Raw genomic sequence first — 24,439 nt, forward strand, 5'->3', positions numbered from 1 at the left:
CGGGCCCGGCGAGCGAGACGACAGCTCCCGTGCGGCGACCGCGCCCCGGACGGCGGTACCGCGCTCATCACGCGGACCGGCGGGCCGGAACCGGCGCGGCGCCCGGGAGCGTGACGGGAGAACCGCCCGCATGCTCGAATCCATTGAGCCCGCTGAGCCCGGCCCTGCCGGGACCGAATCCGACAACAACAGCCCCAGCGACACGCTGCCGGCACGTCGCCGCCGCCGCGCGGCCTCCCGCCCCGCGGGCCCGCCGGCCGCCAAGGCCGCCGCCGAGGCCCCCGAGGCCGCCACCGAGACCGCCGCACCGCAGGCGCAGGCCGCCGCCGCGCCGGAGGCCGAGGCCCCGGCCGCCCCTTCGACGCCCGCGCGCCCGCGCCGCCGCGCCACCCGTAAGGCCGCCGCGCCCTCCGGTGCCCCCAAGGTCGCCGAGCCCGCCGTGGAGACCGCACCCGAGGTCGCCGAGTCCCCGCAGCCTGCCGACCTGACCGCCGAGCCCGTCGAGGAGCCCGCCGTGGAGCCCGCTCCCCGTACCCGCCGCCGTGCCACCCGTAAGGCCACCGCCCCCGCGGGCGCCCCGAAGGGCGCCGAAGCCGTCGTCGAGCCGGTCGAGCCGGCTGTCGCCGCCGTCGTCGAGGAGGAGGCCGAGGAGGTGGCCGAGGTGCTGCAGGAGGCCCCCGCCGCCCCGGCCCGCCCGCGCCGCCGTGCCGTGCGCCGTGCCTCCGCTCCGGCCGGTGCGCCGCGTGGCGCCGAGGCCGCCGAGCCTGTAGCGGCCGCCGAGCCCGCCGCGGAGGAGCCGCAGGCCGCCGAGCCCGCCGAGGCTCCGGCCGCCGAGGCTGCCGCCCCCGCCCGCCCGCGTCGCCGTGCCGTGCGCCGCGCTTCGGCCCCGGCCGGTGCGCCGCAGGCCGAGGCCGTCGTGGAGGCGCCCGCGCAGACCGCTGCCCCGGCCGCCGCCGCGCCCGAGGCCGAGGAACCGCAGGAGGCCCCGGCCGCCCCGGCCCGTACGCGCCGCCGCGCCGTGCGCCGCGCTTCCGCTCCCGCAGGTGAGCCGCAGACCGCCGAGGCCGTGACCGAGGCCGCCGCCGAGCCCGTGGCGGCTCCGGCCGCTGCCGAGGCCGCCCCGGAGGCCGCCGAGACCGCTGCCCCGGCCCGTACGCGCCGCCGTGCCACCCGCAAGGCCACCGCCCCGGCCGGCGCCCCGCAGGCCGCCGAGCAGGCCGCAGAGCCGGCCGAGGCCGTCGCCGAGCCGGTCGCCGAGGAGCAGGCCGCCGCCGAGCCCCGCGGCCGCCGCACCCGCCGCCGGGCCACGGCCCCCGCCGCGCCCGCGGCCGAGGCCGAGCAGCCCGCCGAGGCCGCCGCCGAGCCGGCCCCGGCCCGTACGCGGTCGCGCCGCCGCGTCGCCGCCGGTGACGCCGAGCAGGCCGCCGCCGCCCTGGAGGCCGCGAAGGAGGCGAGCCGCGCCCGCGAGGCCGCCGCCCCCGCGCCGGCCGAGGAGACCGCCGCCCCCGCGCGGGGCCGCCGCCGCGCCGTGCGTCCCCCGACGGCCGTCTTCCAGGCGCCCGTCTTCACCGAGCCGATGTTCCAGACCCCGGAGACCGCTGCCGCCGCTGCTGCCGCTGCCGCCGTGGAGGAGCCGGCCGAGGCTGAGGAGGAGCGCGTCGCCGAGGCGCCGGCCGCCGGCCGCCGCCGTCGCCGCCGCCGCGGCGAGCCCGCCGAGGCCCCGCAGGCCGAGGCCGTGCCCGCCGTCGAGGAGGAGCCGGAGGCCGCCGAGGCCGAGGGCGCCGAGGAGGCCGAGGCCGCCGAGGACGAGGAGCAGGGCGACCGCCCGTCGCGCCGCCGCCGCCGGGGTGGCCGTCGCCGCCGCCGTGGCGAGGCCGCCGAGGCAGAGGGCGAGCTCGAGGACGAGCAGGCCGCCGAGGCCGAGGAGGCCGAGGCCCGCGAGGAAGAGGCCGAGGAGGCCGACGAGGACGCCGGCCCGGGCTCCTCCAGCAGCCGCCGTCGCCGTCGCCGCCGCCGTCGCAGCGGCGAGGCCGTCGACACCGAGCCGGGCGCCGACGAGCCGGAGCGCACGGTCGTCAAGGTCCGCGAGCCGCGCAAGCGCGAGGAGCGCGAGCCGGGCACCGGCTTCGACGAGGTGCAGTCCATCAAGGGCTCCACCCGCATGGAGGCGAAGAAGCAGCGCCGCCGCGAGGGCCGCGAGCAGGGCCGCCGCCGGGTGCCGATCATCACCGAGGCCGAGTTCCTGGCCCGCCGCGAGGCCGTCGAGCGCGTGATGGTCGTCCGCCAGAGCGGCGAGCGCACCCAGATCGGCGTGCTGGAGGACAACGTCCTCGTCGAGCACTTCGTCAACAAGGAGCAGGCCACCAGCTACGTCGGCAACGTCTACCTGGGCAAGGTCCAGAACGTGCTGCCGTCGATGGAGGCTGCCTTCGTCGACATCGGCAAGGGCCGCAACGCCGTGCTCTACGCCGGCGAGGTCAACTTCGAGGCGCTCGGCATGGGCAACGGCCCGCGCCGCATCGAGACCGCCCTCAAGTCCGGCCAGTCCGTGCTCGTCCAGGTCACCAAGGACCCGATCGGTCACAAGGGCGCCCGTCTGACCAGCCAGGTCTCCCTCCCCGGCCGCTACCTGGTGTACGTGCCCGAGGGCTCGATGACCGGCATCAGCCGCAAGCTCCCCGACACCGAGCGGGCGCGCCTGAAGACCATCCTCAAGAAGATCGTCCCCGAGGACGCGGGCGTCATCGTGCGCACCGCCGCCGAGGGCGCGAGCGAGGACGAGCTGCGCCGCGACGTCGAGCGTCTGCAGGCGCAGTGGGAGGACATCCAGAAGAAGTCGAAGCAGATCTCGACGAGCTCGCCGAGCCTGCTCTACGGCGAGCCGGACATGACCGTCCGCGTCGTCCGCGACATCTTCAACGAGGACTTCTCCAAGGTCATCGTCAGCGGTGAGCAGGCCTGGGAGACCATCCACGGCTACGTCTCGCACGTCGCGCCCGACCTGGCCGACCGGCTGCAGAAGTGGACGTCGGACGTCGACGTCTTCGCCACGTACCGGATCGACGAGCAGCTGATGAAGGCGCTGGACCGCAAGGTCTGGCTGCCGAGCGGCGGTTCGCTCGTGATCGACCGGACCGAGGCGATGGTCGTCGTCGACGTCAACACCGGCAAGTTCACCGGCCAGGGCGGCAACCTGGAGGAGACGGTCACCAGGAACAACCTGGAGGCGGCCGAGGAGATCGTGCGCCAGCTGCGGCTGCGCGACCTCGGCGGCATCATCGTGATCGACTTCATCGACATGGTGCTGGAGTCCAACCGGGACCTGGTGCTGCGCCGCCTGCTGGAGTGCCTGGGCCGCGACCGCACCAAGCACCAGGTCGCCGAGGTGACCTCGCTGGGTCTGGTCCAGATGACCCGCAAGCGGGTGGGCCAGGGCCTGCTGGAGTCGTTCTCCGAGGCGTGCGTGCACTGCAACGGCCGCGGCGTCATCGTCCACATGGACCAGCCGGCGTCCGTCGGCGGCGGGGGCGGCGGCAAGCGCGGCAAGAAGAAGGGCAAGGCCGGGCACGAGCACGTGCACGAGGCCGCTGCGGCTCCGGCCGCCGAGGAGGCCCCGTCGGTCGAGGAGGCCCCCGCGGCCGCCGCGGTCGAGCCGGTCACCGAGGCGCCCGAGCTGGAGCCCGTCGCCGTCACCGAGGCCGAGCTCCAGCCGGCCGTCGGTGGTGACGAGGAGTGGTTCGGCAGCGTCGCGGAGGCGGAGGCCGCGGCCAAGCGCGGCCCCCGTACGCGCCGCCGGGCGACCCGCAAGGCGTCCGCTCCGGCGGGTGCGCCGCGCGCTGCCGCGGAGGCGGAGGTCGTCGTGACCGAGCCCGAGCCCGCGCCGGTGGCCGCCGCCGAGCCGGCCGAGGAGCCCGTGGTTACCGCTGAGCCGGTCGCCGAGGCCGAGCCCGTCGCCGAGCCCGTGGCGGAGGCTGCTCCGGCCGCTCCCGCCCGGCCGCGCCGCCGGGCGACCCGCAGGGTCTCGGCTCCGGCGGGCTCGCCCGCGGACGCCGAGGCGGCCGTCGTGGTCGTCCCGGCCGCGGCTCCGGCCGCAGCGGCTGCCGAGCCGGTCTCCGGGGTCGTCGAGGGCGCCGAGGTCGTCGAGGGCGCCGAGGAGGCCGAGGCCGCGGCCCCGGCCAAGAAGACCGCCCGCAAGACGGCCGCGAAGAAGACGGCCGCCAAGAAGGCTCCGGCGAAGAAGGCCGCCGCCAAGAAGACGGCGGCCAAGAAGACGACGACCGCGAAGAAGGCCACGACGTCGGCGGCCAAGAAGACCGCCACGAAGACGGCCGCCAAGAAGGCTCCGGCCAAGCGGGCGACGAAGAAGGCAGCGGAAGCGGTGTCCTCCTCGGAGGACTGAGCGACCCTGCTCGCCGTGGCGGACGGAACGCCGTCCGCCACGGCAAGCAGCGACAGGCCGCACCGTCAAGAGGGCCCGGTTTGACCCCCTGGTCAAGGGGCCGTAATCTTGACGGTCGGTGTCTGTTACGGCACCACGCCACTGAGCAAACACCTTCCGGCCCCGCCGGGAGAGGCCGCTCGTCCACTCGGACCGTCACGGGCTCCGCCCGTGCGAGCGGCTGGCATCAGAGGTCCCCTTTACTAGCGAGAGAGTGAGATCCGCGTGTACGCAATCGTGCGTAGCGGTGGTCGTCAGCACAAGGTTGCTGTCGGCGACATCGTCGAGGTTGACAAGATTTCCACCGGCAAGGTGGGCGACGCGGTCGAGCTCTCGACGCTGCTCGTCGTCGACGGCGAGAACGTCACCAGCGACCCGTGGGTCCTGGCCGGCATCAAGGTCTCGGCCGAGATCGTGGACCACCACAAGGGTGCCAAGATCGACATCCTGAAGTACAAGAACAAGACCGGTTACCGCAAGCGCATCGGTCACCGCCAGCAGTACACCGCGGTGAAGATCACCGGCATCCCCACGGCTGCGAAGTAAGGGACTGAGGAGACATGGCACACAAGAAGGGCGCATCGTCCACCCGGAACGGTCGCGACTCCAACGCTCAGCGGCTCGGCGTGAAGCGCTTCGGCGGTCAGCTCGTCAACGCCGGTGAGATCCTGGTCCGCCAGCGCGGCACCCACTTCCACCCGGGCGCCGGTGTCGGTCGCGGTGGCGACGACACCCTGTTCGCGCTGCAGGCCGGTGCGGTGCAGTTCGGCACCCACCGTGGCCGCAAGGTCGTCAACATCGTTCCGGCTGCCTGATCTTTCTGATCGGCGCACTGTAGAGCGATAGCGAGGGCGGACCTCCCTTCCCTGTGCGGGAAGCGGGTCCGCCCTCGCTGCGTTACAACTGAGACAACCCCATCTGTATCTGGAGGCACACCGCAATGACCACCTTCGTGGACCGCGTCGAGCTGCACGTCGCCGCGGGTAACGGAGGCCATGGCTGCGCCTCCGTGCACCGGGAGAAGTTCAAGCCGCTCGGCGGCCCGGACGGCGGCAACGGCGGCCGTGGCGGCGACGTGATCCTGGTCGTGGACCAGTCCGTCACCACTCTGCTCGAGTACCACCACAGCCCGCACCGCAAGGCCACCAACGGCAAGCCCGGCGAGGGCGGCAACCGCTCCGGCAAGGACGGCTCCGACCTCGTCCTGCCCGTCCCGGACGGCACCGTCGTCCTCGACGCCCGGGGCAACGTCCTGGCCGACCTCGTCGGCGAGGGCACCACCTACATCGCCGCCCAGGGCGGCCGCGGCGGCCTCGGCAACGCCGCGCTGGCCTCGGCCCGCCGCAAGGCGCCCGGCTTCGCGCTGCTCGGCGAGCCCGGTCAGACCGGCGAGATCGTCCTGGAGCTCAAGACCGTCGCCGACGTGGCCCTCGTCGGCTACCCGAGCGCCGGCAAGTCCTCGCTGATCTCGGTGCTCTCCGCAGCCAAGCCGAAGATCGCCGACTACCCCTTCACCACCCTCGTCCCGAACCTGGGCGTGGTCACCGCGGGCGCGACGGTCTACACGATCGCCGACGTGCCGGGTCTGATCCCGGGCGCCAGCCAGGGCAAGGGCCTCGGCCTGGAGTTCCTGCGCCACGTCGAGCGCTGCTCGGTGCTCGTGCACGTCCTCGACACCGCGACGCTGGAGTCCGAGCGCGACCCGCTCACCGACCTGGACGTCATCGAGGCGGAGCTGAAGGAGTACGGCGGCCTGGAGGACCGGCCCCGCATCGTCGTCCTCAACAAGGTCGACATCCCCGACGGCCAGGACCTCGCGGACATGATCCGGCCCGAGCTGGAGGCCCGCGGCTACCGCATCTTCGAGGTCTCGGCCGTGTCCCGGAAGGGCCTGAAGGAGCTGTCCTTCGCCCTGGCCGGCATCGTGGCCGAGGCACGCGCCGCGAAGCCGAAGGAGGAGGCGACCCGCATCGTCATCCGCCCGAAGGCCGTCGACGACGCGGGCTTCACCGTCACCCTGGAGGAGGACGGCCTCTACCGCGTGCGCGGCGAGAAGCCGGAGCGCTGGGTGCGGCAGACCGACTTCAACAACGACGAGGCCGTGGGCTACCTGGCCGACCGCCTCAACCGCCTCGGCGTCGAGGACGAGCTGATGAAGGCCGGTGCCCGCGCGGGCGACGGCGTCGCCATCGGCTCCGAGGACGACGCGGTCGTCTTCGACTGGGAGCCGTCGATGGCCGCCGGTGCGGAGATGCTGGGCCGCCGTGGCGAGGACCACCGCCTGGAGGCCCCGCGGCCCGCGGCGCAGCGCCGCCGGGACCGCGACGCGGAGCGGGACGAGGCGGACCGCGAGTACGACGAGTTCAAGCCGTTCTGACGGGCGCGAGCCGCCGCTCATCCGGCGCGCAGTTCCCCGCGCCCTTAGGGGCGCGGGGCTGTGTCAGATCTGCGGCTCCGCCGCGTGGGCGCGACCGTCGTCCCGCGGCCGTCCTTCCGGTGTGCGGTATTGCGCCCTTAGGGGCGCGGGGAACTGCACGACCAGCCACGGACGGGCTGCAGCGGACGTAGCACCTGGCCTCTGGCCATGAGTAAGGCCCCCGGGAGGAAAACCTCCCGGGGGCCTTACTCATGCCTTGTCAGTCGGCTGCAGGCCGGCTTCGGCTGATCGCGCCGTTCCCCGCGCCCCTGACGGGACGCGGTACTGACGCAACGTCACACGGCCGCCGCCGCATCCGCCTCCCGCTGGGTCGGGATCTCCGACGCGCGGGCCTCCATCCGCGCACGGCGGGCGTCGGCCTCCTTGGCCAGGGCGAGCGCCGCCGCGTTGAAGCGGACCAGCGACGGCGGGTCGGACGGGCCGAGCAGCTGGACCTTGAGCTCCGCGCGGGCCCGGGCGAGGCCGTCCAGGCGGGGGTCGCGGACGGCCGCGAGCAGACCGGCGACCTCGCCGGCCTCCGGCGTGAGGATCGTCGCCGCGCTGACCGTCGGGAAGCTCGCGCGGAACTCCTCCTCGGTCATGCCGCTGGTGTTGGCGACGGCGTACGGCTTCTCGCTGATCAGGTAGTCCGAGACGACGCTCGACACGTCGCTGATGAGCACGTCCGCCTCGTTGAAGCAGCTGAAGAGCGCCGGGCGGGCGGTGGTGATGATCTGGTGCTCCCAGTCCGGCAGGGAGGCCCAGTAGGCGGCCTCCCAGGCGGCGGTGGCGGCCTCGACGGTCGCGGCGCGGCCCGCCTCGGGCGTGCCCTGCAGCATCATCCGCTCGATCTCGTCCGCGCTGTCGCGGAACGTGCTGGTCGTCAGCCGGTCCAGCTCGGCCGTGCGGCGGTCCAGCTCGGCGGCGGCCTCCGGGCCCGGGCGGGCACCGGTGCGGGCGGCGTTGGCCTCGCGGATCATGGCCTGGATGCGCTCGTTGGCGCGGCCCGCGCGCGGGTCGACGGAGCCGGTCATCGGGTGCGGCTTGTAGAGCAGGCGCACCTTGGGGTCGGCGAGGAGCGCGCGGACGATGTTCTCGCCGGCGAGCATCACCGAGGTGTTGCCGGGGTTGCCGTCCCAGCCCTCCCACGTGGGGGCGTAGAGGACGGTGGTGAACTCGCCGGCCGGGGCACCGGCGTACGGCCGGATCGGGGCCAGCTGCGGGCGGCCGACCTCGACCACGTCGCGGTCGTCGACGCCGATGTCGGCGAGCTGGTAGCGCTCGCGGGCGGCGGGGCCGGCGACCCAGATCTCGTCGTACGCCTTCGAGTACGGGTTGCAGCTGGAGAGCTTGTCGCTCTCGCCGTGGTTGATGAAGGCGTGCTTGATCGACGGCATCCGCAGGACCTGCGAGGTCTTACCGGAGTTCGCCGGGTGGATCATCATCTTCAGCGAGGACTTCTCCAGGGCCATCAGGTGGACGACCTTGGGGATGCAGATGACCGGCACGTCGGTGGCCTCGATCTTCTGCACCATGAAGCGCTCGCGGAGCACGATCACGGGGTTGCCGTCGAGCGCGGCGAGCGTGGAGAGCCACATGTTGGCCTGGTAGGCCGAGGTGGTGCCGCCCGAGAAGTACATGCCCACGGTCGGCTGGTAGCCGGCCAGCCAGCGGTCGAGCCACTCCAGGGCGCGCTGCTCGTCCGCGATGCGCTTCTTCGGCCGCAGCCAGCTCGCGAGGTGGACGGTGCCGCCCGCGGCCAGCAGGAGGGCCGCGGCGATGCCGATCTCGCCCCACAGCGGCTTCTCCGTGCCGACGGAGGCCAGCAGGCCCGCGGTGGCGGGGATCGCGAAGCGCAGCAGGCGGCGGCCGTGCTGGCGGGCCAGCAGGCGCGGCGGGGCGGTGGTCAGGTGCAGACCGCTCGTGTCGATGTTGCGGGTCACGAACGGCAGCGTGCGGCTGCGCCGGACCAGGATCGCGGTGGCCTGGCAGGCCAGGTGCGCGGCGTAGAAGAGGACGAGCCCGACGAAGACGGGCGCGTAGTCGCGCAGCGAGCCGTCGCCGTGGAGCCGCAGCAGGCCGATGAGGACCAGCATGTCGCGCAGCAGCTGCCGGACCATGACGTCGAAGCGGATCTTGCCGAGGACGGCGACGAGACCCGGGTCACGGTGCTGCAGGTAGAGATCGAGGGCGAGCCCCGCCGCGGAGGCGGCGATCAGCAGCGGCACGTGAGGCATCAGCGCGCCGACGAGCTGGGTGGCGAAGAACACCAGCATCGCGAGCAGCGCCGCTACCTGCACGGCTCGTCGGGAGGCTGTTCCGGCAGAAGGCACTGGGAGGGCTCCTGGCAGGCGGACTAGAGGGGGCGGTGGGCGTGGGGGAGACCGTGCCTGGACGACGGTCGACTACCGACCGTATGACGCGGGCTGGTCCAGGAGCAATCTTCCGTGACGGCAATCATCGCAAAACAGGGCCGAACGACCACAATCTCAGGACGGTAGATTTGCGGGCCTGAGGCGCCCGGACGAGGCGGGCGGCCGGCGATCACATGGGGTGTGCGCAGTGACTGGGGCAGGGGAGCAGCAAGGGGTCCGTGCGGCGGCGGTGGCGGCCGCCCGCAGGATCGTGGTCAAGGTGGGGTCCTCCTCGCTCACCACCGCGGGCGGGGGGCTGGACGCCGACCGCGTTGACGCGCTCGTCGACACGCTCGCCAAGGCCGGCGGCGAGAAGGAGATCGTGCTGGTCTCCTCCGGCGCCATCGCGGCCGGCCTGGCCCCGCTGGGCCTCGACCGGCGGCCGCGCGACCTGGCCCGCCAGCAGGCCGCCGCCAGCGTCGGCCAGGGCCTCCTCGTCGCCCGCTACACGGCGTCGTTCGCCCGTTACGGCCGCCGCGTGGGCCAGGTCCTGCTCACGACGGACGACACCAGCCGCCGCGCCCACTACCGCAACGCCCGCCGCACGCTGGACCAGCTGCTGGCCATGGGCGCGGTGCCGGTCGTGAACGAGAACGACACGGTCGCCACGGACGAGATCCGCTTCGGCGACAACGACCGGCTGGCCGCCCTCGTGGCCCACCTCGTACGGGCGGACCTGCTGGTGCTCCTCTCCGACGTGGACGGCCTCTACGACGGCGACCCCTCCACGCCGGGCACCTCGCGGATCGCCGAGGTCACCGGGCCGCGGGACCTGGAGGGCATCTCGATCGGCAGCGCGGGCAAGGCCGGCGTCGGCACGGGCGGCATGGTCACCAAGGTCGACGCCGCCCGGATCGCGGCCGCCGCCGGCATCCCGGTCGTGCTGACCTCCGCCAGTCAGGCCGCGGACGCCCTCGCCGGCCGCCCCACCGGCACCTTCTTCCACCGCACCGGGCGCCGCTCCGCCGACCGCCTGCTGTGGCTCGCGCACGCCTCCACGCCGCGGGGCGCGCTGACGCTCGACGACGGGGCCGTGCGGGCCGTGGTCGACGGCACGGGCTCGCTGCTGCCGGCGGGCATCGCCGGGGTCGAGGGCGAATTCAGCGCGGGCGACCCCGTCGAGCTGCGCGACACCGAGGGCCGCGCCGTGGCGCGCGGCTTCGTGGCCTTCGACGCGGGCGAGATCCCGCAGCTGCTCGGCCGCTCCACCCGCGACCTGGCCCGGGAGCTCGGACCGGAGTACGAGCGCGAGGTCGTGCACCGCGACGACCTCGTCGTGCTGCGCCGCTGACGGACGTCACTGGTGCGTCATGTGTGGCGACGCAGTGTGGCGGAACAGTGTGGTAAGTCCAGCCTTTCCATGGGGCCTTTCCGCAAAAACCCCACGCAGCCGCCCTCGGACTGGTCAACTTTGATGCGAGAGAGCGACGACCAGCACCACCGCTCCGCCGTACGCACGCGGAGCAGCGAGCAAGGAGGCCGCCGGTGAGACGAGGGCGCCCAGGGGCGCTGCCCCGCGCTGGAGGCACGCCCCCAGCCACGGCTGCGGGCGCCTCCGCCCAGGCCCGCGGGGCCGTGGGGGAGACGCGCACACTGACCAGCGTCGCGGGCGGCGGAGGCGATGCGGAGGAAGTGTCCCGGCTGTGGCACATCACCCTCAGCGTCTCGGGCGCCGAGGCGCCGCTCGCCGAGGTCCGCCGCGCGCTCGAGCAGCTCGCCCACGACCACCCCTTCCTGCTGACCAGCCGCTACGCCCGCGACCACGCCGAGATCCGGTACTGGGAGGAGGCGCGGGACCTGCACGACGCCGCGGCGGTCGCGCTGCGCCTGTGGGGCGAGCACCGCTCTACGGCCCGGCTCCCCCCGTGGGAGATCGTCGGCCTGGAGGTCATCGACCGCGAGACGTACCACCAGCGGATCTCCGAGGGCTACGGCCCGCTGCCGGCCACGCCGGTGGGGGTCCACCCGTTCTGACCCGTTCTGTTCTGTTCTGATCCGTTCTGATCCGTTCTGATCCGAGCGGCGCCGGCGTCCCGGGCGGGCCCCCGCGCCCCTCCGGCCGTCCGCGGGCCGGACCCCGCGTCCACAGTCCGGAATGCGTGGTGGCCCCGGGCCGCGCGCGACTACCCTGCCAGTCATGAGCAGCGTTTTCCCCTCCCCCCTCGCCGACCCGATGCCGCAGTCCCCGGTGCTGCGCGCCGCCTACCGCGCCCGCGCGGCCGCCGCGGAGCTCGCGCCACTGCCGCGCTCGGTGAAGGACGAGGCGCTGCTGGCCATCGCCGACGCCCTCGAGGTCCGCACGAAGGAGATCGTCGAGGCCAACGCCGAGGACGTGGCCAAGGCCCGTGCCGCCGGGACGAGCGAGAGCGTCGTCGACCGGCTGACCCTCACCCCGGAGCGCGTGCGGGCGATCGCCAAGGACGTCCGCGACGTGGTGGCCCTGCCCGACCCCGTCGGCGAGGTCGTCCGCGGCTCCACCCTCCCCAACGGCATCGACCTGCGCCAGGTCCGGGTGCCGCTCGGCGTCGTCGGGATCATCTACGAGGCCCGGCCCAACGTGACCGTCGACGCGGCCGCGCTGTGCCTGAAGTCCGGCAACGCGGTCCTGCTGCGCGGCTCCTCCTCCGCGTACGCCTCCAACACCGCCCTGGTGCGCGTCCTGCGCGACGCCGTGGGCGGGGCGGGCCTGCCGGCCGACGCCGTCCAGCTGGTGCCGGGCGAGAGCCGCGACTCGGTGCGCGAGCTGATGCGCGCCCGCGGCATGGTCGACGTGCTGATCCCGCGCGGCGGCGCCTCCCTGATCCGTACGGTCGTGGAGGAGTCCACGGTCCCGGTCATCGAGACCGGCACCGGCAACTGCCACGTGTACGTGGACGCACAGGCCGACCTGGACATGGCGGTGGACATCCTCGTCAACTCCAAGGCGCAGCGCGTCAGCGTGTGCAACGCGGCCGAGACGCTGCTCGTGCACCAGGACATCGCCGCGGAGTTCCTGCCGAAGGCGCTCGCCGCCCTGGCGGAGGCGGGCGTGACCGTGCACGGCTGCGAGCGCGTCCTCGCGCTGGCCGAGGGCAGCCCCGCGACCGTGGTGCCGGCGACCGTCGAGGACTGGGAGACCGAGTACCTCTCGTACGATATCGCCGCGGCCGTCGTGGACGACCTGGACGCCGCCGTCCGCCACATCCGGCTGTGGTCCTCCGGCCACACCGAGGCCATCGTCACCACCTCGCAGGCCGCCGCCCGCCGCTTCACCCAGCTGGTGGACTCGACGACCGTCGCGGTCAACGCCTCGACGCGGTTCACGGACGGCAGCCAGTTCGGCTTCGGCGCCGAGATCGGCATCTCGACGCAGAAGCTGCACGCGCGCGGCCCGATGGGCCTGCCCGAGCTGACGTCGACGAAGTACATCGTCACGGGCGACGGGCACGTGCGCGGCAACGGCCTCCCGGCGAGCTGAATTCCCCTACGCGCTGAGCGGATTGACCGTTCCGGGGCTACGCTGGACGCGTGCCGGACGACGTGGGGGGCCAGCCGTTCCCGGACGGCGAGGAGCCCGACAGCTACCGCAGCGGGGACGATCGGGACGACCCCTTCGCCTCCGTGGTCTTCGACGAGGAGTTCGTGCGGTCCGCGAGGATCCACGAGCCCTCGGCGGCCGAGCGGATGCTCGCCGCCGGCCGGGCCCGCGCCGAGAGCGAGACGTCGCAGTCCGCTCCGTCGCCGCGCTCCCGGTCCGCCGGCGGCCCCGCCGACGACGATCTCTACGACGACGCCCGCGAGGACGGCTTCGGCGGCGGCCTGCTCGGCCACCACACGGGCCGTGCGGGCGTCTGGCCCACCCTCACCCACGACCTGGACCCGGACGACGCCTACGGCCCGTACGGCCGCCACGGCGGCCCACGGCGCCCCTACCGGGGCCATGCCCGCTGGCACCGTCCGGTGGCATGGGTGCTGGCCGTGGTGATGGGCATAGGCGTGGTGGCCCTCGCCTTCGCCGCCGTCTACCGCAGCGCCTCCTCGGGCAATCGGCCGAGCTCCGATCCGCCGCCCGCGACCACCGGAGTGGACGCCCCCGCGGGCTCCCGGCCGGGCCCGCTGCCCTCCGTATCGGCGGATTCCGAGCCTCCGGTGGCCTCCGCAGCGCCCCCGCAGTAGGCGGGCGCCCCGGAGGCCGGGAGCGTCCGGCACGGAAGCCGGGGAAGGCCGCGCGGCGCACCGGCCCGGCGTCCCGGCCACCCCCTCCCGCCCGGCCCCGGGCCAGGGGCTCACCCGCCGCAACCGCCGCGACCTGCACAAATGTGCGTGGCCACGGCAGGCGGATTTTCTTCGGAACTTGTCGTGTACCGGAGCGTTTACCGAAGGCCCCGCAGACCTACTCTTGATGTATGGACGGGCCTGGAGACCCACCTGAGGGCACGCCCGAGGGTGGCCCGGCAGGTGGGGACGACGAGTACCGATCCGTCGTCTTCGACGAATCGTTCGTCCGGGCTGCCCGGCTCCAGGAGCTCTCCGCCACCGAGCGCATGGGCGACCACGTGCTCGCCGTCCGTAACCGGCACGTCTGGTCCAGGATCGGCGCCTCCCGGCAGGTGCTCGTCCTCGTGATCCTCATAGCCCTGGCCTTCGGCACGGCCGTCTACATGGGACTGCGCCATCCCTACAAGGACCCCGTCGTGCCCGCCGCCGAGCCGATGCACGCCGTGCTCGTGCCGCTCGCCCCGAAGGACCCGGTGCCCGGCGGCGCCGCGCAGGAGCTCTTCGACCGCAGCCCCGCGGCCCAGTTCCGGCAGGGTGCCGAGGGGGTCAACCTGCCCCCCGCGCGCAGCACCCAGCACTTCTCCGAGAGCCAGGTGATGGCGGCCCTCGCCGCCGCCAAGGAGTACACGGTGAAGTCGGCCCTCGACCCGGCCGTGCTCACCGGCGGCGCGCAGCGGACGGTCCGGCTGCTGCTGGATCCCGCCCAACTCGACCAGTTCGACCGGAGCTTCGACCGGCCCGCGAACGACGGGCGGCACGCGGCCACCGCCTGGCTGGTGCGCTTCGACCCGGCGCAGGTCGCCCTCGTGGACACGCCCGTACGGACGCGGGGCGTCTTCCACATCTCCGAGACCGGTCCGGCGACGCTGGAGGTCTCGGCCGACCAGACCTTCGTCTACGCGCTGCGGGCGGCGAAGGGGTCCGGCGACGCGTCGCTGTTCACCGTGCGGCGCGTGATGCGGTTCCGGTTCGACCGGGACGGACTGCAGGAGCACCACCTGATCGTGGTGCAGAGCTCCCTGCAGGCCGGCCCGCAGTCCTGCTCGGCCGACGACGAGGCCTATCTGAGGCCGCTCCTGGCCGGCCAGAAGCCGGACGGGTCCGTGCCCGGCGACACGGACCCGTACGTCACGGGTCCGACGACGGCCGCGGTCTGCGGCTCCCTGGCCCGTACGGCCCAGCCGGCGGGTTCGCACTGAGCGGTCCGGCCCCGCGGGGCCCACGGCTACGTGCGGCCGCTAGGCCTTCCCGCTGCTCTCCGAGGGCCCCTGAGGGCCCTTCCCGGGGCCCTGAGGGGCCTCGCTGCCCGGCCCCCCGGGCCGGCCCGTGAAGACGTCGCGGAGCCGCCCGCCGAGGTCCCCCGCCCCGCCGGCGATGTCCCGCACCAGACCCATCAGCGGGTCCTTGCTGGCCCGTACGGACTCCGCGTAGTGGTTCGCCGACTCGCGGAAGGAGTCCGTCACCGACGTGTCCTTGTCCTCGTCGCGCCGCGGGTAGTGCCCGTCCATGATCCGCTGGAAGTCCCGGCTCGCGGCCCACTTCTTCAGCTCGGCCGCCCGCACCGTCGTGAACGGGTGGCTGCGCGGCAGCAGGTTCATGATCTTGAGGACGGAGTCGCGCAGGTCGCCGCCCGCCTCGTACTCCTCCGCCTGCGCGAGGAACGCGTCCACGTTCATCTCGTGCAGGTGGTTGCCGCCCGCGATCTTCATCAGGCCGCGCATCGAGGCCTGCAGGTCCTGGCCGGCCAGCAGCCCCGCCCGGTCCGCGGACAGCTCCGACTTGCGGAACCACTCGCGCAGTGCCGTCACGATCGCCATGACCGCAACGTTGCCCAGCGGGATCCAGGCGACCTTGACGGCGAAGTTCGTCAGGAAGAGCAGGATCGTGCGGTAGACGGCGTGCCCCGAGAGGGCGTGTCCCACCTCGTGGCCGACGACGGCCCGCATCTCCTCCTCGTCGAGCAGCTCGACCAGGCCCGTGGTGACGACGATGACGGGCTCGTCCAGGCCGATGCACATGGCGTTGGGCTGCGGGTCCTGCGTCACGTACATCGGCGGGACCTTGGGGAGGTCCAGGACGTAGCAGGCGTCCAGCAGCATGGTGTGCAGATGCTGGAACTGCTGTTCGCTCACGCGCACCGAGTCCGACAGGAAGAGCAGGCGCAGGCTGCGCTCGGGCAGCAGGCCGCTCAGCGCCTTGAAGACCGTGTCGAAGCCGCTCAGCTTGCGCAGCGCCACGAGGGCGGAGCGGTCCGCCGGGTGCTCGTAGGCGCGGGAAGAGATGCCCGGGAAGCGGCTGCGCTGCCGGCCGGGGAGCCGCTCCCCGGAAGCACGGCCGTTGCCGTCACTGCTGCCGTTGCTGCTGTCACTCATCGAGACCCCCTCGGCGGCGTACGCACCTTCCGGACCCCACCCTAGGGGCTGCCACCGGCAGGGCTACCGTGGAGGCATGTCCCCTCTGCATGCGTTCGCCGCCCAGCCCGGTGTCACCGAGCTCCTCGCCGTCTCCAAGGGCGACCAGGGGCCGGGCCCCGTCATCCGTACGGTGCTCATCGTCGGCGTGGTGGGGATCGTCTTCCTGGCCTGGTTCCTGCTGCGCGGCTACAAGAAGGACTGACGCCGCGCCGCCAGGCGTGGAGTCGGCGTGAGCCCGCGCGGGGCCCCCGCATACGATGTGGCAGAAGTCTCTGCCCGCTACCGTCCCGGATAGGTCCTGCCGACGATGACTGCCTCCTTCGCCTCAGCGCACACCGCTCTCGCCACCCTCGCCTCCGAGGGCGAGCACGTCGATACGCACCCGAGCATCAGCCCGTTCATGACCGGTGGCGCCGCCCTGGTCATCCTGCTGCTCCTGCTGTGGGTCACCACCCGCTTCAACCGCGACCGCTGAGCAAGCCGGTCCCTGAGGGTTCGGCGTCCGGCGACGCCCAGTAGGGTCTGCACGCATGGGAGAGCAGACAGGGCCCGTGAAGCGGCGGCTCGGCGTGATGGGCGGGACCTTCGACCCGATCCACCACGGCCACCTGGTCGCCGCGAGCGAGGTGGCCGCGCGTTTCCACCTGGACGAGGTGGTCTTCGTACCGACGGGACAGCCGTGGCAGAAGAGCCACCGGGAGGTGTCCCCGGCGGAGGACCGCTATCTGATGACGGTGATCGCCACGGCGTCCAACCCGCAGTTCTCGGTGAGCCGGATCGACATCGACCGCGGCGGGCCGACGTACACCACGGACACGCTCCGTGAGCTCGCGGCCCTCAACGACGACTCGGACCTGTTCTTCATCACGGGCGCCGACGCGCTGTCGCAGATCCTCACCTGGCGGGACACGGAGGAGCTGTTCTCCCTGGCCCACTTCATCGGCGTGACCCGGCCCGGCCACATACTGGCCAACCCGGGGCTGCCCGAGGGCGGCGTCTCGCTCGTCGAGGTGCCGGCCCTCGCGATCTCCTCCTCCGACTGCCGGGCGCGCGTGGCGCAGGGCGACCCGGTCTGGTATCTGGTCCCCGACGGTGTCGTGCGCTACATCAACAAGCGCAAGCTCTACCGGCACTGAGGCACGGACCGAGGGGTACCGAGGGGAACCGGTGAACGACCGACAGGACCCGTACGCACACCAGCCGCAGGTGTACGGCTACGACGCCTACGGGCAGCCGGTGTACCGCCCGGACGCCCCGGAGCGGGTCTACGACCCGTACGGTCAGCCGGTGCAGCAGCAGCAGCCCTACCCTCCGCAGGAGCCGGTGCAGGGGGCCCACGGTTACGGCGGCTACGGGTACGACGCGGCGGGCGGTTACGACCCGTACGGCATGCCCGCGCAGGAGTCCCCTCAGCAGTCCCACCAGCAGCCTGTTCAGCCTGTGCAGCAGCAGCTCCGGGAGCCGGTGCAGGAGCCTGTCCAGGAGCAGGCCCAGCAGCAGTGGATCCCGCGGCAGGCCGGCCCGCCGCACGCCGAGGAGCCGGGTGCCCGGCCGGCCGGGGCACAGGCTTCCGGCGCCGCCGCCGGTCCCGCCGCGGCGGCGGACTACCGCACCGAGCAGTTCTCGTTCATCGAGGAGCCCGACGAGGACTCCGAGGACGTCATCGACTGGCTGAAGTTCAGCGAGAGCCGCACCGAGCGGCGCGACGAGCGCAAGCGCAAGGGCCGCAACCGGATCGTGGCGCTCGCCGTGGTGCTCGTCCTCGCGCTGGGCGGCACGGCGGCGTACCTGTTCCTGAGCGGCTCCGGCGACGAGAAGGGCGCGACCGCGGCCGGCGGGGCGCAGAAGCGCGACGTGATCGTCGTTCATCTGCGGCAGACGCACGGCGGCGGCTCCTCCACGGCCCTGCTGGTCGACAACGAGACCACGAAGAAGGCCACCACCGTCCTGCTGCCGAACACCCTGGCCGTCGCCAAGGAGGGCGGTGCGGGCTCCACCACGCTCGGCAAGTCCGTGCAGGACGACGGCACCGGCGCGACCCGCGACGCCCTCAACACCCTGCTGGGATCCGACATCAAGGGCAGCTGGCGGCTGGACACCCCGTACCTGGAGAACCTCGTCGAGCTCGTCGGCGGGATCGAGGCCGACACCGACACGGACGTCCCCGGCGAGAAGCAGGGCGACGGCCCGGCGGTCCGGCGGGGCACCGCGCAGAGCCTGAGCGGCCGCATGGCGGTCGCCTACGCCACCTACCGGGGGCCCGGCGAGGACGAGGGCAAGCAGCTCGCCCGGTTCGGCCGGGTCATGCAGGCGGTGCTGAAGAAGCTTCCGGACGACAGCGCCTCGGCGACGCGCACGATGGAGACGCTGGCCCAGATCCCCGACCCGTCGCTCTCCACCGAGCAACTGGGCGCCTCCCTGGCCCACATCGCGGCGCTGGCCAAGAAGGGCTCGTACGCCACTTCGGTGCTCCCGGTGCAGCAGGACGGCACCCTCGCAGAGAAGGCCACCGGCGGGCTCGTCAAGGACGTCCTGGGCGGCACGGTGAAGAACACCGACCGGAACGCGACGCCCCGGGTGAGCGTGAAGAACGCCACAGGCGGCAAGGGCGCGGCGACCTCCGCGCAGATCACCCTGGTCAACAGCGGCTACAGCGTGATCGACGGCGGTACGGCGAGCGCCGCCGAGGCGGCCTCGGCGGTGCTCTACGCCGACGAGAAGCGGGCGGCGGAGGCCAGGGAGCTCGCCAAGACCCTGGGGCTGCCGGCGGGCGCCGTGAAGCAGGCCAAGGACGCCGGGACGGCCGACTTCACGGTGGTCCTGGGCAAGGACTACAAGGGCTGAGGCGGCGCAGCGACCGGGGGGCGGGCCCGGCCCGGCGGCGCTGCCGGGGCGTACGGGGTCGGTAATGCCCAGGAGGGCCACCGGCGGGTCGTGAGACCCTTGATGGGTACCTGACCCCCTTCGACCGAAAGCATGGCTTGTGACCGCCACGGACCGCTCCACCGAGCTCATCAAGGCCGCCGCCCAGGCGGCCGCCGACAAGCTCGCGCACGACATCATCGCGTACGACGTCAGCGACGTACTGTCGATCACCGACGCCTTCCTGCTGGCCTCGGCCCCCAACGACCGCCAGGTCAAGTCGATCGTCGACGAGATCGAGGAGCGCCTCCTCAAGGAGCTCGGCGCCAAGCCGGTGCGCCGCGAGGGCGACCGCGACGCCCGCTGGGTGCTCCTGGACTACGTCGACATCGTCGTCCACGTCCAGCACAGCGAGGAGCGGGTCTACTACGCCCTGGAGCGGCTGTGGAAGGACTGCCCGGAGATCGAGCTGCCCGCCGACGCCGCCGCCACCCGCGGCAAGGGCGAGGAGCACGCCCGTGCCCGGGCCGCCGAGGGCGGCGAGGGCTTCGACGACGCGGGACGGTGAGCTGAGCTGAGCAGCAGCGGCAAGGGCGGCGGCCGCGGCCGCCGCATCGTCCTGTGGCGGCACGGCCAGACCGCCTGGAACCTGGAGCGGCGCTTCCAGGGCTCCACGGACATCGAGCTGACGGGGACCGGCGTCGCACAGGCGCGCAGGGCCGCCCGGCTGCTGGCGGGCCTGCGGCCGGACGCGATCATCGCCTCGGACCTCAGGCGGGCCGCGGCCACCGCGGCCGAGCTCGCCGCGGTCACCGGCCTGCCGGTCACCCACCACCCCGAGCTGCGCGAGACGTACGCGGGCGTGTGGCAGGGCCTCACGCACGAGGAGATCATCGAGCGGCACGGCGAGGAGTACGCGGCGTGGAAGCGCGGCGAGCCGGTCCGGCGCGGCGGCGGTGAGCTGGAGACCGAGGTCGCCGACCGGGCCGCCCCGGTCGTCCTGCAGCAGGCCGAGAAGCTGCCGGAGGACGGCACGCTCGTCGTCGTCAGCCACGGCGGCACCATCCGCACCACCATCGGCCGACTGATCCAGCTGGAGTCCCGGTCGTGGGAGTCGCTGGGCGGCCTGACCAACTGCTGCTGGTCCGTGCTGGGCGAGGGCGCGCGCGGCTGGCGCCTGCTGGAGCACAACGCGGGGACGCTCCCCGAGCCGGTCCTCGGCGACGACGACTGAGCGCCGGCCGGGCGCTCCCCGGGCGGTCCCGGGGAGCGGATTTCACATCGGGGCAGGTGGCAGGCTAGAGTTCTTCTTGTTCGCGGGGAACGCCGGGGGAAACACCCGGAAGATCCGAGAACAGCGGGGCTATAGCTCAGTTGGTAGAGCGCCTGCATGGCATGCAGGAGGTCAGGAGTTCAATTCTCCTTAGCTCCACAGTTCGAAACGATCCCGTCTCCGGCTACAGGAGACGGGATCGTTTGCTGTACCGGCACATTCCCGTGGCAGAATCCGGCTGTCGGGAGCGGAGGACGGGCCGAAGGGGAGGGAACGGCTGACCCATGGGTGCTCACAGCCGGAAGTGCGACTGGTGCGGCAGCGGCACGCCGATCGTCCGTGACATGGAACCGCTCAACTCCGCTTTCCAGTACTGGTGCGTGGAGTGCGCCCGGGCGCTGATCATAAAAGGCGACCCCATCGAGACCTACCGCGAGCTGGAGGGCGAGCCGATCTACGGCCGGCTGCTCGACGAGCACTGCGCCCTGAAGCGCTTCTACTCCTTCGCGACCGCCTGAGGCGGGTTCGCGGCCGCCTGGGGCGGGCAGCCGGGCAACCCCCGGGGCGACGGGCGCGTCCTGGGGCCGACGATCGAGGTGCGGCGTGGCCATCGGCTGCGCGTCACCTGGAGCAACCGCCTCACCGGGCCGCATCTGGACGTGACGGCGCAGTGGTACCGCTTCCGCCTGCTCAACGCCTCCAACGCCCGCACCTACGCCCTGCGGCTGGTGGACGAGGAGGCGGACGACCCGTTAAGGACGTGATCCAGGTGCCCGCCGGGCAGATGGTCAACGTGATCGGCCGCTTCCACGGCGCGCGCGGCCGGTTCATGTACCACTGTCACCTGCTGGAGCACGAGGACATGGGGATGATGCGTCCGTTCGTGGTGATGCCGGAAGAGGTGCTGAAGTTCCATCACGGCGAGCACGGGGACCACGGTCACGGGGGTCACTCCGGGCACTCGGGCTGACGCTCCCGCCGGGGCCCGCGGTGCGGAGGGCGGCCAGGACGAGGAAGGCCGCCCCCGCCGCCGGGTAGCCGGCGTCGAGCAGCATCTGGCGGCCGTTCTGGCGGAGTTCGGGCCGGTCCTGCCCGCCGTGGGGGAGCCGCCACAGCACGTACGAGAAGAACAGCACGGCGGCCGCCGCGGTCCCCGCCCACCAGGCGCGGCTGCCCCGGGCGGCCGCCTCGCGGACGAGCAGCAGTCCGGCCGGCACGCACCACACCCAGTGGTGCGACCACGAGACGGGGCTCACGAGCAGCGCGGTGACGGCGCAGGACAGGGCGCCCCAGGCGGCGGCCCGCGGCCCCGTCCGCCGGGTCCGTACGGCCACGGTCAGGCCGAGGGCGGTGACGGCCGCCGCCGCGACCGCCCACCAGGGGCCCGGGTCGCCGGTGTGCAGCAGCCGCGCGAGGACGCCGCGCAGCGACTGGTTGGCGGTGTCCTCGGCGTGGCCCACCCGCTCGGTGGCGAAGACGGCGCCGGTCCAGAAGCGGTGCGAGTCGTGCGGCAGGGCCAGCGCGCCGAGCAGCACGGTGCCGCCGAAGGCGGCGGTGGCGACGGCGGCCCGGCGCAGCCACGGCCCGCCGCCCGCCCGGCGGGTCAGGCCCGTGGCGGCCAGGTGGACGACGAACAGGGCGGGGGTGAGCTTGATGCCCGTCGCGAGGCCGGTGCCGAGGCCCGCCCAGCGGTGCCCGGCCGGCCGCGTCAGGTCCCACAGCACCAGGACGACGACGAGGAGGTTGATCTGCCCGTTGCGCAGGGTCTGCCACACGGGCTCGCACCACACGCACAGCGCTGCCGTCGTGAGCGTCGCGGCGGCCCGCGGGCGGCCGTCCACGAGCCGTACGGAGAGGTGGGCGAGGGCGAGCAGGAGGCCGAGGTTGACGAGCTCGGTGAGGACGCGCAGCGCGGTCGTCCCGGGCAGGGTGAGGGCGGTGAAGAGGAGCGCCGCGAAGGGCGGGTAGGTGGCGGGCAGGCCGCGGGGCGTGGCGCGCATCGCGTAGAGGTCGCCGCCGGTGCGGACGGTCCAGCCCTCGGCGCGGTAGACGAGGATGTCGGTGGAGGTGACGTGGGAGGCCCGCTGGGCGAGGAGGACGAGGCAGAAGGAGATCAGACAGCCCGCGGCGGCGGCCAGGGTGCTGCGGCGGCCGGGGCGGCCGGGCCAGGCTGTCACGAGGAGCGCTCCGGTTCCGCGGGTGACAAACACGGGGGCAAATCGGGCGAATAGTGGGCGATGTTATCCCATTCGCCCGGGTTTCCGGTGCCGCCGGACGGCCGATTTGGCAGGTGGCGGGGGTCTCCGTGTAATGTTGTCGATGTCGCCAGGGGGAACCGGCAAGGGAAACCTTCCGGAGCCGTCCCGGCGGAAAACTTCACAAGGGGCTATAGCTCAGTTGGTAGAGCGCCTGCATGGCATGCAGGAGGTCAGGAGTTCAATTCTCCTTAGCTCCACAGGAGATAAGCGGGTTGTCCGGAAACGGGCGGCCCGCTTTTTCGTGCGCGGTGTCGCGTCCCCCGGGTCAGCGCTCCTTGTCGAGTCTCAGGGCCAGCGCCGGGCAGCGCCGCACGGCCCGCTGCGCCCGGCCCCGGAGATGGTCCGGCACGCCCGCGTCCGCGAGCGAGGGGTAGCCGTCCGGCCCGATGCGGACGAGCTGCGGCAGCAGGTCCGCGCACAGCCCGTGCCCCTCGCACAGCGTCCAGTCCACCGCCAGCCGCTCCACGCGGCGCGGGCCGCCCGCGGCGGCGTCCGCACCGGCGGGCGAGGGCAGCGGCAGCACGCCGGCCGTGGGGCGCCCGCAGCCGCCGTGCAGGACGTGCGCGGCCAGATCGTCGGTGAAGGCCGACAGCGCGGTCAGGACGAACCGTGCGGCGCCGTCCGGATGCCCGCACGCCCCGCGCCCCCGTACGCCCCCGGCCGCCTCCCGCACGCGCTCCAGGGCGCCCTGCCCGGCGCCCGCCGCCACGTCCGCGAGCGCCCCGGCGAGCTCCGGCAGGCCGGACCGGCACGGCCCGCACTGCCCGGCCGACTCGGCGGCCAGCCAGTGCGCCGCCCGCACGGTCTCGCCCAGCGGGCAGGTGTCCTCCGGCAGGGCCACGACGGCACCGGGGCCGAGCACCCCGCCGCAGCCGGCCAGCCCGCCGTACGAGATCCGGGCCCGGGCCGCCGTCGCCGTGTCCAGCCACGCGCCGTGGTAGCCGCCGGTCAGCACGCCCTGCAGCTCGGGCGCGGAACCGCACACCTTCAGTACGTAGGCCAGCGGCACCCCGCCGGGCACCTCCACGACCTGCGGCTCGGGCACCGCGCCCGAGACGGTCAGCAGCAGCGTGCCGGGCTCGCCCGGGGCGCCCGTGGCCGCGTAGCCCTCGGCGCCCAGGCGGGCGGCGAGGGCGAGTTGGGCGAACGTCTCCGCGTTGGACAGCAGCGTCGGCGCCCCGCCCAGGCCCTCCTGCGCCGCCCGGCCGTGCTGCCCGGGCGGCAGCGGCAGCCCGCCGTCGGCAGCGCGCAGCAGCGCCGAGGACTCGCCCGACACCAGCCGCTCGGGCAGGCGCACCACCCGGGCGCGCACGGAGCCGCCGCGCCGGCCGGCGAGGCCCCGCTCGGCCAGCGCCTCCCGCACCGAGGCCTCGGCCGCCGCCCGGGTCACGCCGACCACCACCGAACCCGCGCCGAGGGCCGCCGCGGCCAGCAGGGCCCCGTCCAGCACCAGGTGCGGGGCCCGCGCGAGCAGCACCGCGTCCTTGCGGCAGGCCGGATCGCCCTCGCAGCCGTTGACCACCACGGCGGGGCGCGCGCCGCGCCGGCGCGCCGTCCGCCCCACCACCTGCAGCTTGCGCGCGAACGGGAAGCCCGCGCCGCCCCGGCCGCGCAGCGCGACCGCCTCCGCCAGGGCGGTCAGCTGCGCCTCGGTGTGCTGGGGCAGCGAGCCGTGCACCGACAGATGGGCGCTGCGGTCCAGCCGGGCCGCCCGGTCCAGCCCGGCCAGCAGGCGCGGCCGGCCGAGGGCGAGGACCGCCGGCTCCGGGGGGAGCGCGGCGCTCACCGGGCCCGGCCCGGAGCGACGGCGTCACCGGTGCGGTCGGGGAGGTCGAGCAGGTGGAGGAGGTCCAGGTCCAGGTCCATGGCACGGCACCGTAGGGAGCCCGGCGGCGGCGTGCGGTCCGCTTCGCGCAACCTCGGTGCGAGGGGCCTCACCACTGCTAACGTCGGTCCGTTCGGCGCCGGTTCGGTCACACCGCGGCTCGCCGGCGTCTTGCGGGTGACTTCCCGCTGTCCCTTCGGTGCCTTCCGGGTGCCTTCCCGGCCCACTTCCGGTGCCGCCTTGATCTCTTCTTGACGAACTCATGCCCCACGGTTGAGCAGT

Annotated in this window: 21 protein-coding genes, 2 tRNA genes and 1 pseudogene; 19 read left to right on the plus strand and 5 right to left on the minus strand. The window is 73.9% G+C overall.

The features are described 5' to 3' along the window. Nucleotides 1-130 precede the first annotated feature (130 nt). The 4 genes from ACFZCD_RS25150 to obgE all read left to right on the plus strand — a co-directional run bounded on the left by ACFZCD_RS25150 (nucleotide 131) and on the right by obgE (nucleotide 6,815). Nucleotides 131-4,399, plus strand: coding sequence for a ribonuclease E/G (locus ACFZCD_RS25150; RefSeq protein WP_391834506.1), 4,269 nt, complete (start codon nucleotides 131-133; stop codon nucleotides 4,397-4,399). Between the two features lie 264 nt (nucleotides 4,400-4,663). Next, a complete protein-coding gene (rplU, locus tag ACFZCD_RS25155; RefSeq protein WP_030366503.1) occupies nucleotides 4,664-4,984 on the plus strand; it encodes a 50S ribosomal protein L21 in 321 nt (106 codons plus the stop codon). Nucleotides 4,985-4,998: 14 nt separating this feature from the next. Then, nucleotides 4,999-5,253: a 50S ribosomal protein L27 gene (gene rpmA, locus ACFZCD_RS25160; protein WP_030201505.1), complete on the plus strand. Its 255-nt coding sequence runs from the start codon at nucleotides 4,999-5,001 to the stop codon at nucleotides 5,251-5,253. Nucleotides 5,254-5,378: 125 nt separating this feature from the next. Next, nucleotides 5,379-6,815, plus strand: a complete 1,437-nt coding sequence (obgE, locus tag ACFZCD_RS25165) for a GTPase ObgE (RefSeq protein ID WP_391834508.1) — start codon at nucleotides 5,379-5,381, stop codon at nucleotides 6,813-6,815. A 335-nt stretch (nucleotides 6,816-7,150) separates the two neighbouring features. Here the strand turns inward: obgE and ACFZCD_RS25170 are convergent, their stop codons facing one another. Next, entirely contained in the window at nucleotides 7,151-9,187 is a 2,037-nt protein-coding gene (locus tag ACFZCD_RS25170) for a hypothetical protein (protein ID WP_391834510.1), read from the minus strand. A 271-nt stretch (nucleotides 9,188-9,458) separates the two neighbouring features. Between ACFZCD_RS25170 and proB the strand changes: the two genes are divergently transcribed. The 5 genes from proB (at nucleotide 9,459) to ACFZCD_RS25195 (ending at nucleotide 14,724) form a co-directional block, all read left to right on the plus strand. Next, nucleotides 9,459-10,559 (plus strand): glutamate 5-kinase, encoded by a 1,101-nt coding sequence (gene proB, locus ACFZCD_RS25175; RefSeq protein WP_391834853.1) that lies wholly within the window; start codon nucleotides 9,459-9,461, stop codon nucleotides 10,557-10,559. Nucleotides 10,560-10,843: 284 nt separating this feature from the next. Beyond that, the gene (locus tag ACFZCD_RS25180; RefSeq protein WP_391834855.1) at nucleotides 10,844-11,242 is read left to right on the plus strand and encodes a hypothetical protein; all 399 of its coding nucleotides are present in this window, start codon (nucleotides 10,844-10,846) and stop codon (nucleotides 11,240-11,242) included. 163 nt (nucleotides 11,243-11,405) lie between these two features. Further along, nucleotides 11,406-12,725, plus strand: coding sequence for a glutamate-5-semialdehyde dehydrogenase (locus ACFZCD_RS25185; protein WP_391834512.1), 1,320 nt, complete (start codon nucleotides 11,406-11,408; stop codon nucleotides 12,723-12,725). 50 nt (nucleotides 12,726-12,775) lie between these two features. Further along, nucleotides 12,776-13,423, plus strand: coding sequence for a hypothetical protein (locus ACFZCD_RS25190; protein ID WP_391834514.1), 648 nt, complete (start codon nucleotides 12,776-12,778; stop codon nucleotides 13,421-13,423). 230 nt (nucleotides 13,424-13,653) lie between these two features. Beyond that, entirely contained in the window at nucleotides 13,654-14,724 is a 1,071-nt protein-coding gene (locus ACFZCD_RS25195) for a hypothetical protein (RefSeq protein WP_391834516.1), read from the plus strand. Between the two features lie 39 nt (nucleotides 14,725-14,763). On the opposite strand, the gene ACFZCD_RS25200 is transcribed toward ACFZCD_RS25195, so the two are convergent. Further along, nucleotides 14,764-15,897: a M48 family metallopeptidase gene (locus ACFZCD_RS25200; RefSeq protein ID WP_391834519.1), complete on the minus strand. Its 1,134-nt coding sequence runs from the start codon at nucleotides 15,895-15,897 to the stop codon at nucleotides 14,764-14,766. A gap of 76 nt (nucleotides 15,898-15,973) precedes the next feature. Between ACFZCD_RS25200 and ACFZCD_RS25205 the strand changes: the two genes are divergently transcribed. The 9 genes and pseudogenes from ACFZCD_RS25205 to ACFZCD_RS25245 form a co-directional block, all read left to right on the plus strand. Continuing rightward, nucleotides 15,974-16,141 carry a hypothetical protein gene (locus ACFZCD_RS25205; RefSeq protein WP_391834521.1) on the plus strand — a complete coding sequence of 56 codons (168 nt, stop codon included), beginning with the start codon at nucleotides 15,974-15,976 and terminating at the stop codon, nucleotides 16,139-16,141. Nucleotides 16,142-16,246: 105 nt separating this feature from the next. Continuing rightward, entirely contained in the window at nucleotides 16,247-16,414 is a 168-nt protein-coding gene (locus ACFZCD_RS25210) for a hypothetical protein (RefSeq protein ID WP_391834522.1), read from the plus strand. Nucleotides 16,415-16,469: 55 nt separating this feature from the next. Next, complete coding sequence (gene nadD / locus ACFZCD_RS25215) at nucleotides 16,470-17,075, plus strand: nicotinate-nucleotide adenylyltransferase (RefSeq protein WP_302860422.1); 606 nt, start codon at nucleotides 16,470-16,472, stop codon at nucleotides 17,073-17,075. 31 nt (nucleotides 17,076-17,106) lie between these two features. After that, nucleotides 17,107-18,783, plus strand: coding sequence for an LCP family protein (locus tag ACFZCD_RS25220; RefSeq protein WP_391834524.1), 1,677 nt, complete (start codon nucleotides 17,107-17,109; stop codon nucleotides 18,781-18,783). Between the two features lie 139 nt (nucleotides 18,784-18,922). Next, nucleotides 18,923-19,369 carry a ribosome silencing factor gene (rsfS, locus tag ACFZCD_RS25225; RefSeq protein WP_391834526.1) on the plus strand — a complete coding sequence of 149 codons (447 nt, stop codon included), beginning with the start codon at nucleotides 18,923-18,925 and terminating at the stop codon, nucleotides 19,367-19,369. A gap of 6 nt (nucleotides 19,370-19,375) precedes the next feature. Further along, on the plus strand, nucleotides 19,376-20,035 hold the full coding sequence (locus tag ACFZCD_RS25230; protein WP_391834857.1) for a histidine phosphatase family protein: 660 nt from the start codon (nucleotides 19,376-19,378) through the stop codon (nucleotides 20,033-20,035). A 125-nt stretch (nucleotides 20,036-20,160) separates the two neighbouring features. After that, a tRNA-Ala gene (locus ACFZCD_RS25235) sits at nucleotides 20,161-20,233 on the plus strand. A 125-nt stretch (nucleotides 20,234-20,358) separates the two neighbouring features. Continuing rightward, nucleotides 20,359-20,592 (plus strand): hypothetical protein, encoded by a 234-nt coding sequence (locus tag ACFZCD_RS25240; protein ID WP_391834528.1) that lies wholly within the window; start codon nucleotides 20,359-20,361, stop codon nucleotides 20,590-20,592. 266 nt (nucleotides 20,593-20,858) lie between these two features. Beyond that, a pseudogene (locus tag ACFZCD_RS25245) lies at nucleotides 20,859-20,912 on the plus strand (hypothetical protein); the annotation flags it as partial. Here ACFZCD_RS25245 and ACFZCD_RS25250 read toward each other — a convergent pair. Continuing rightward, nucleotides 20,902-22,251, minus strand: a complete 1,350-nt coding sequence (locus tag ACFZCD_RS25250; RefSeq protein WP_391834530.1) for a glycosyltransferase 87 family protein — start codon at nucleotides 22,249-22,251, stop codon at nucleotides 20,902-20,904. The pseudogene ACFZCD_RS25245 and the gene ACFZCD_RS25250 overlap by 11 nt on opposite strands. Nucleotides 22,252-22,456: 205 nt before the next feature. Between ACFZCD_RS25250 and ACFZCD_RS25255 the strand changes: the two genes are divergently transcribed. After that, a tRNA-Ala gene (locus tag ACFZCD_RS25255) sits at nucleotides 22,457-22,529 on the plus strand. A gap of 68 nt (nucleotides 22,530-22,597) precedes the next feature. Here ACFZCD_RS25255 and ACFZCD_RS25260 read toward each other — a convergent pair. Together ACFZCD_RS25260 and ACFZCD_RS25265 are read right to left on the minus strand one after the other, a co-directional pair. Continuing rightward, complete coding sequence (locus ACFZCD_RS25260) at nucleotides 22,598-24,118, minus strand: NADH-ubiquinone oxidoreductase-F iron-sulfur binding region domain-containing protein (protein WP_391834532.1); 1,521 nt, start codon at nucleotides 24,116-24,118, stop codon at nucleotides 22,598-22,600. Further along, nucleotides 24,115-24,270: a hypothetical protein gene (locus tag ACFZCD_RS25265; protein WP_391834534.1), complete on the minus strand. Its 156-nt coding sequence runs from the start codon at nucleotides 24,268-24,270 to the stop codon at nucleotides 24,115-24,117. Before ACFZCD_RS25265 ends, ACFZCD_RS25260 begins: the two co-directional genes overlap by 4 nt. Nucleotides 24,271-24,439 lie beyond the last annotated feature (169 nt).

The sequence above is a fragment of the Streptomyces sp. NPDC008001 genome, assembly GCF_042958085.1.
Classification (GTDB): Bacteria; Actinomycetota; Actinomycetes; order Streptomycetales; family Streptomycetaceae; genus Streptomyces.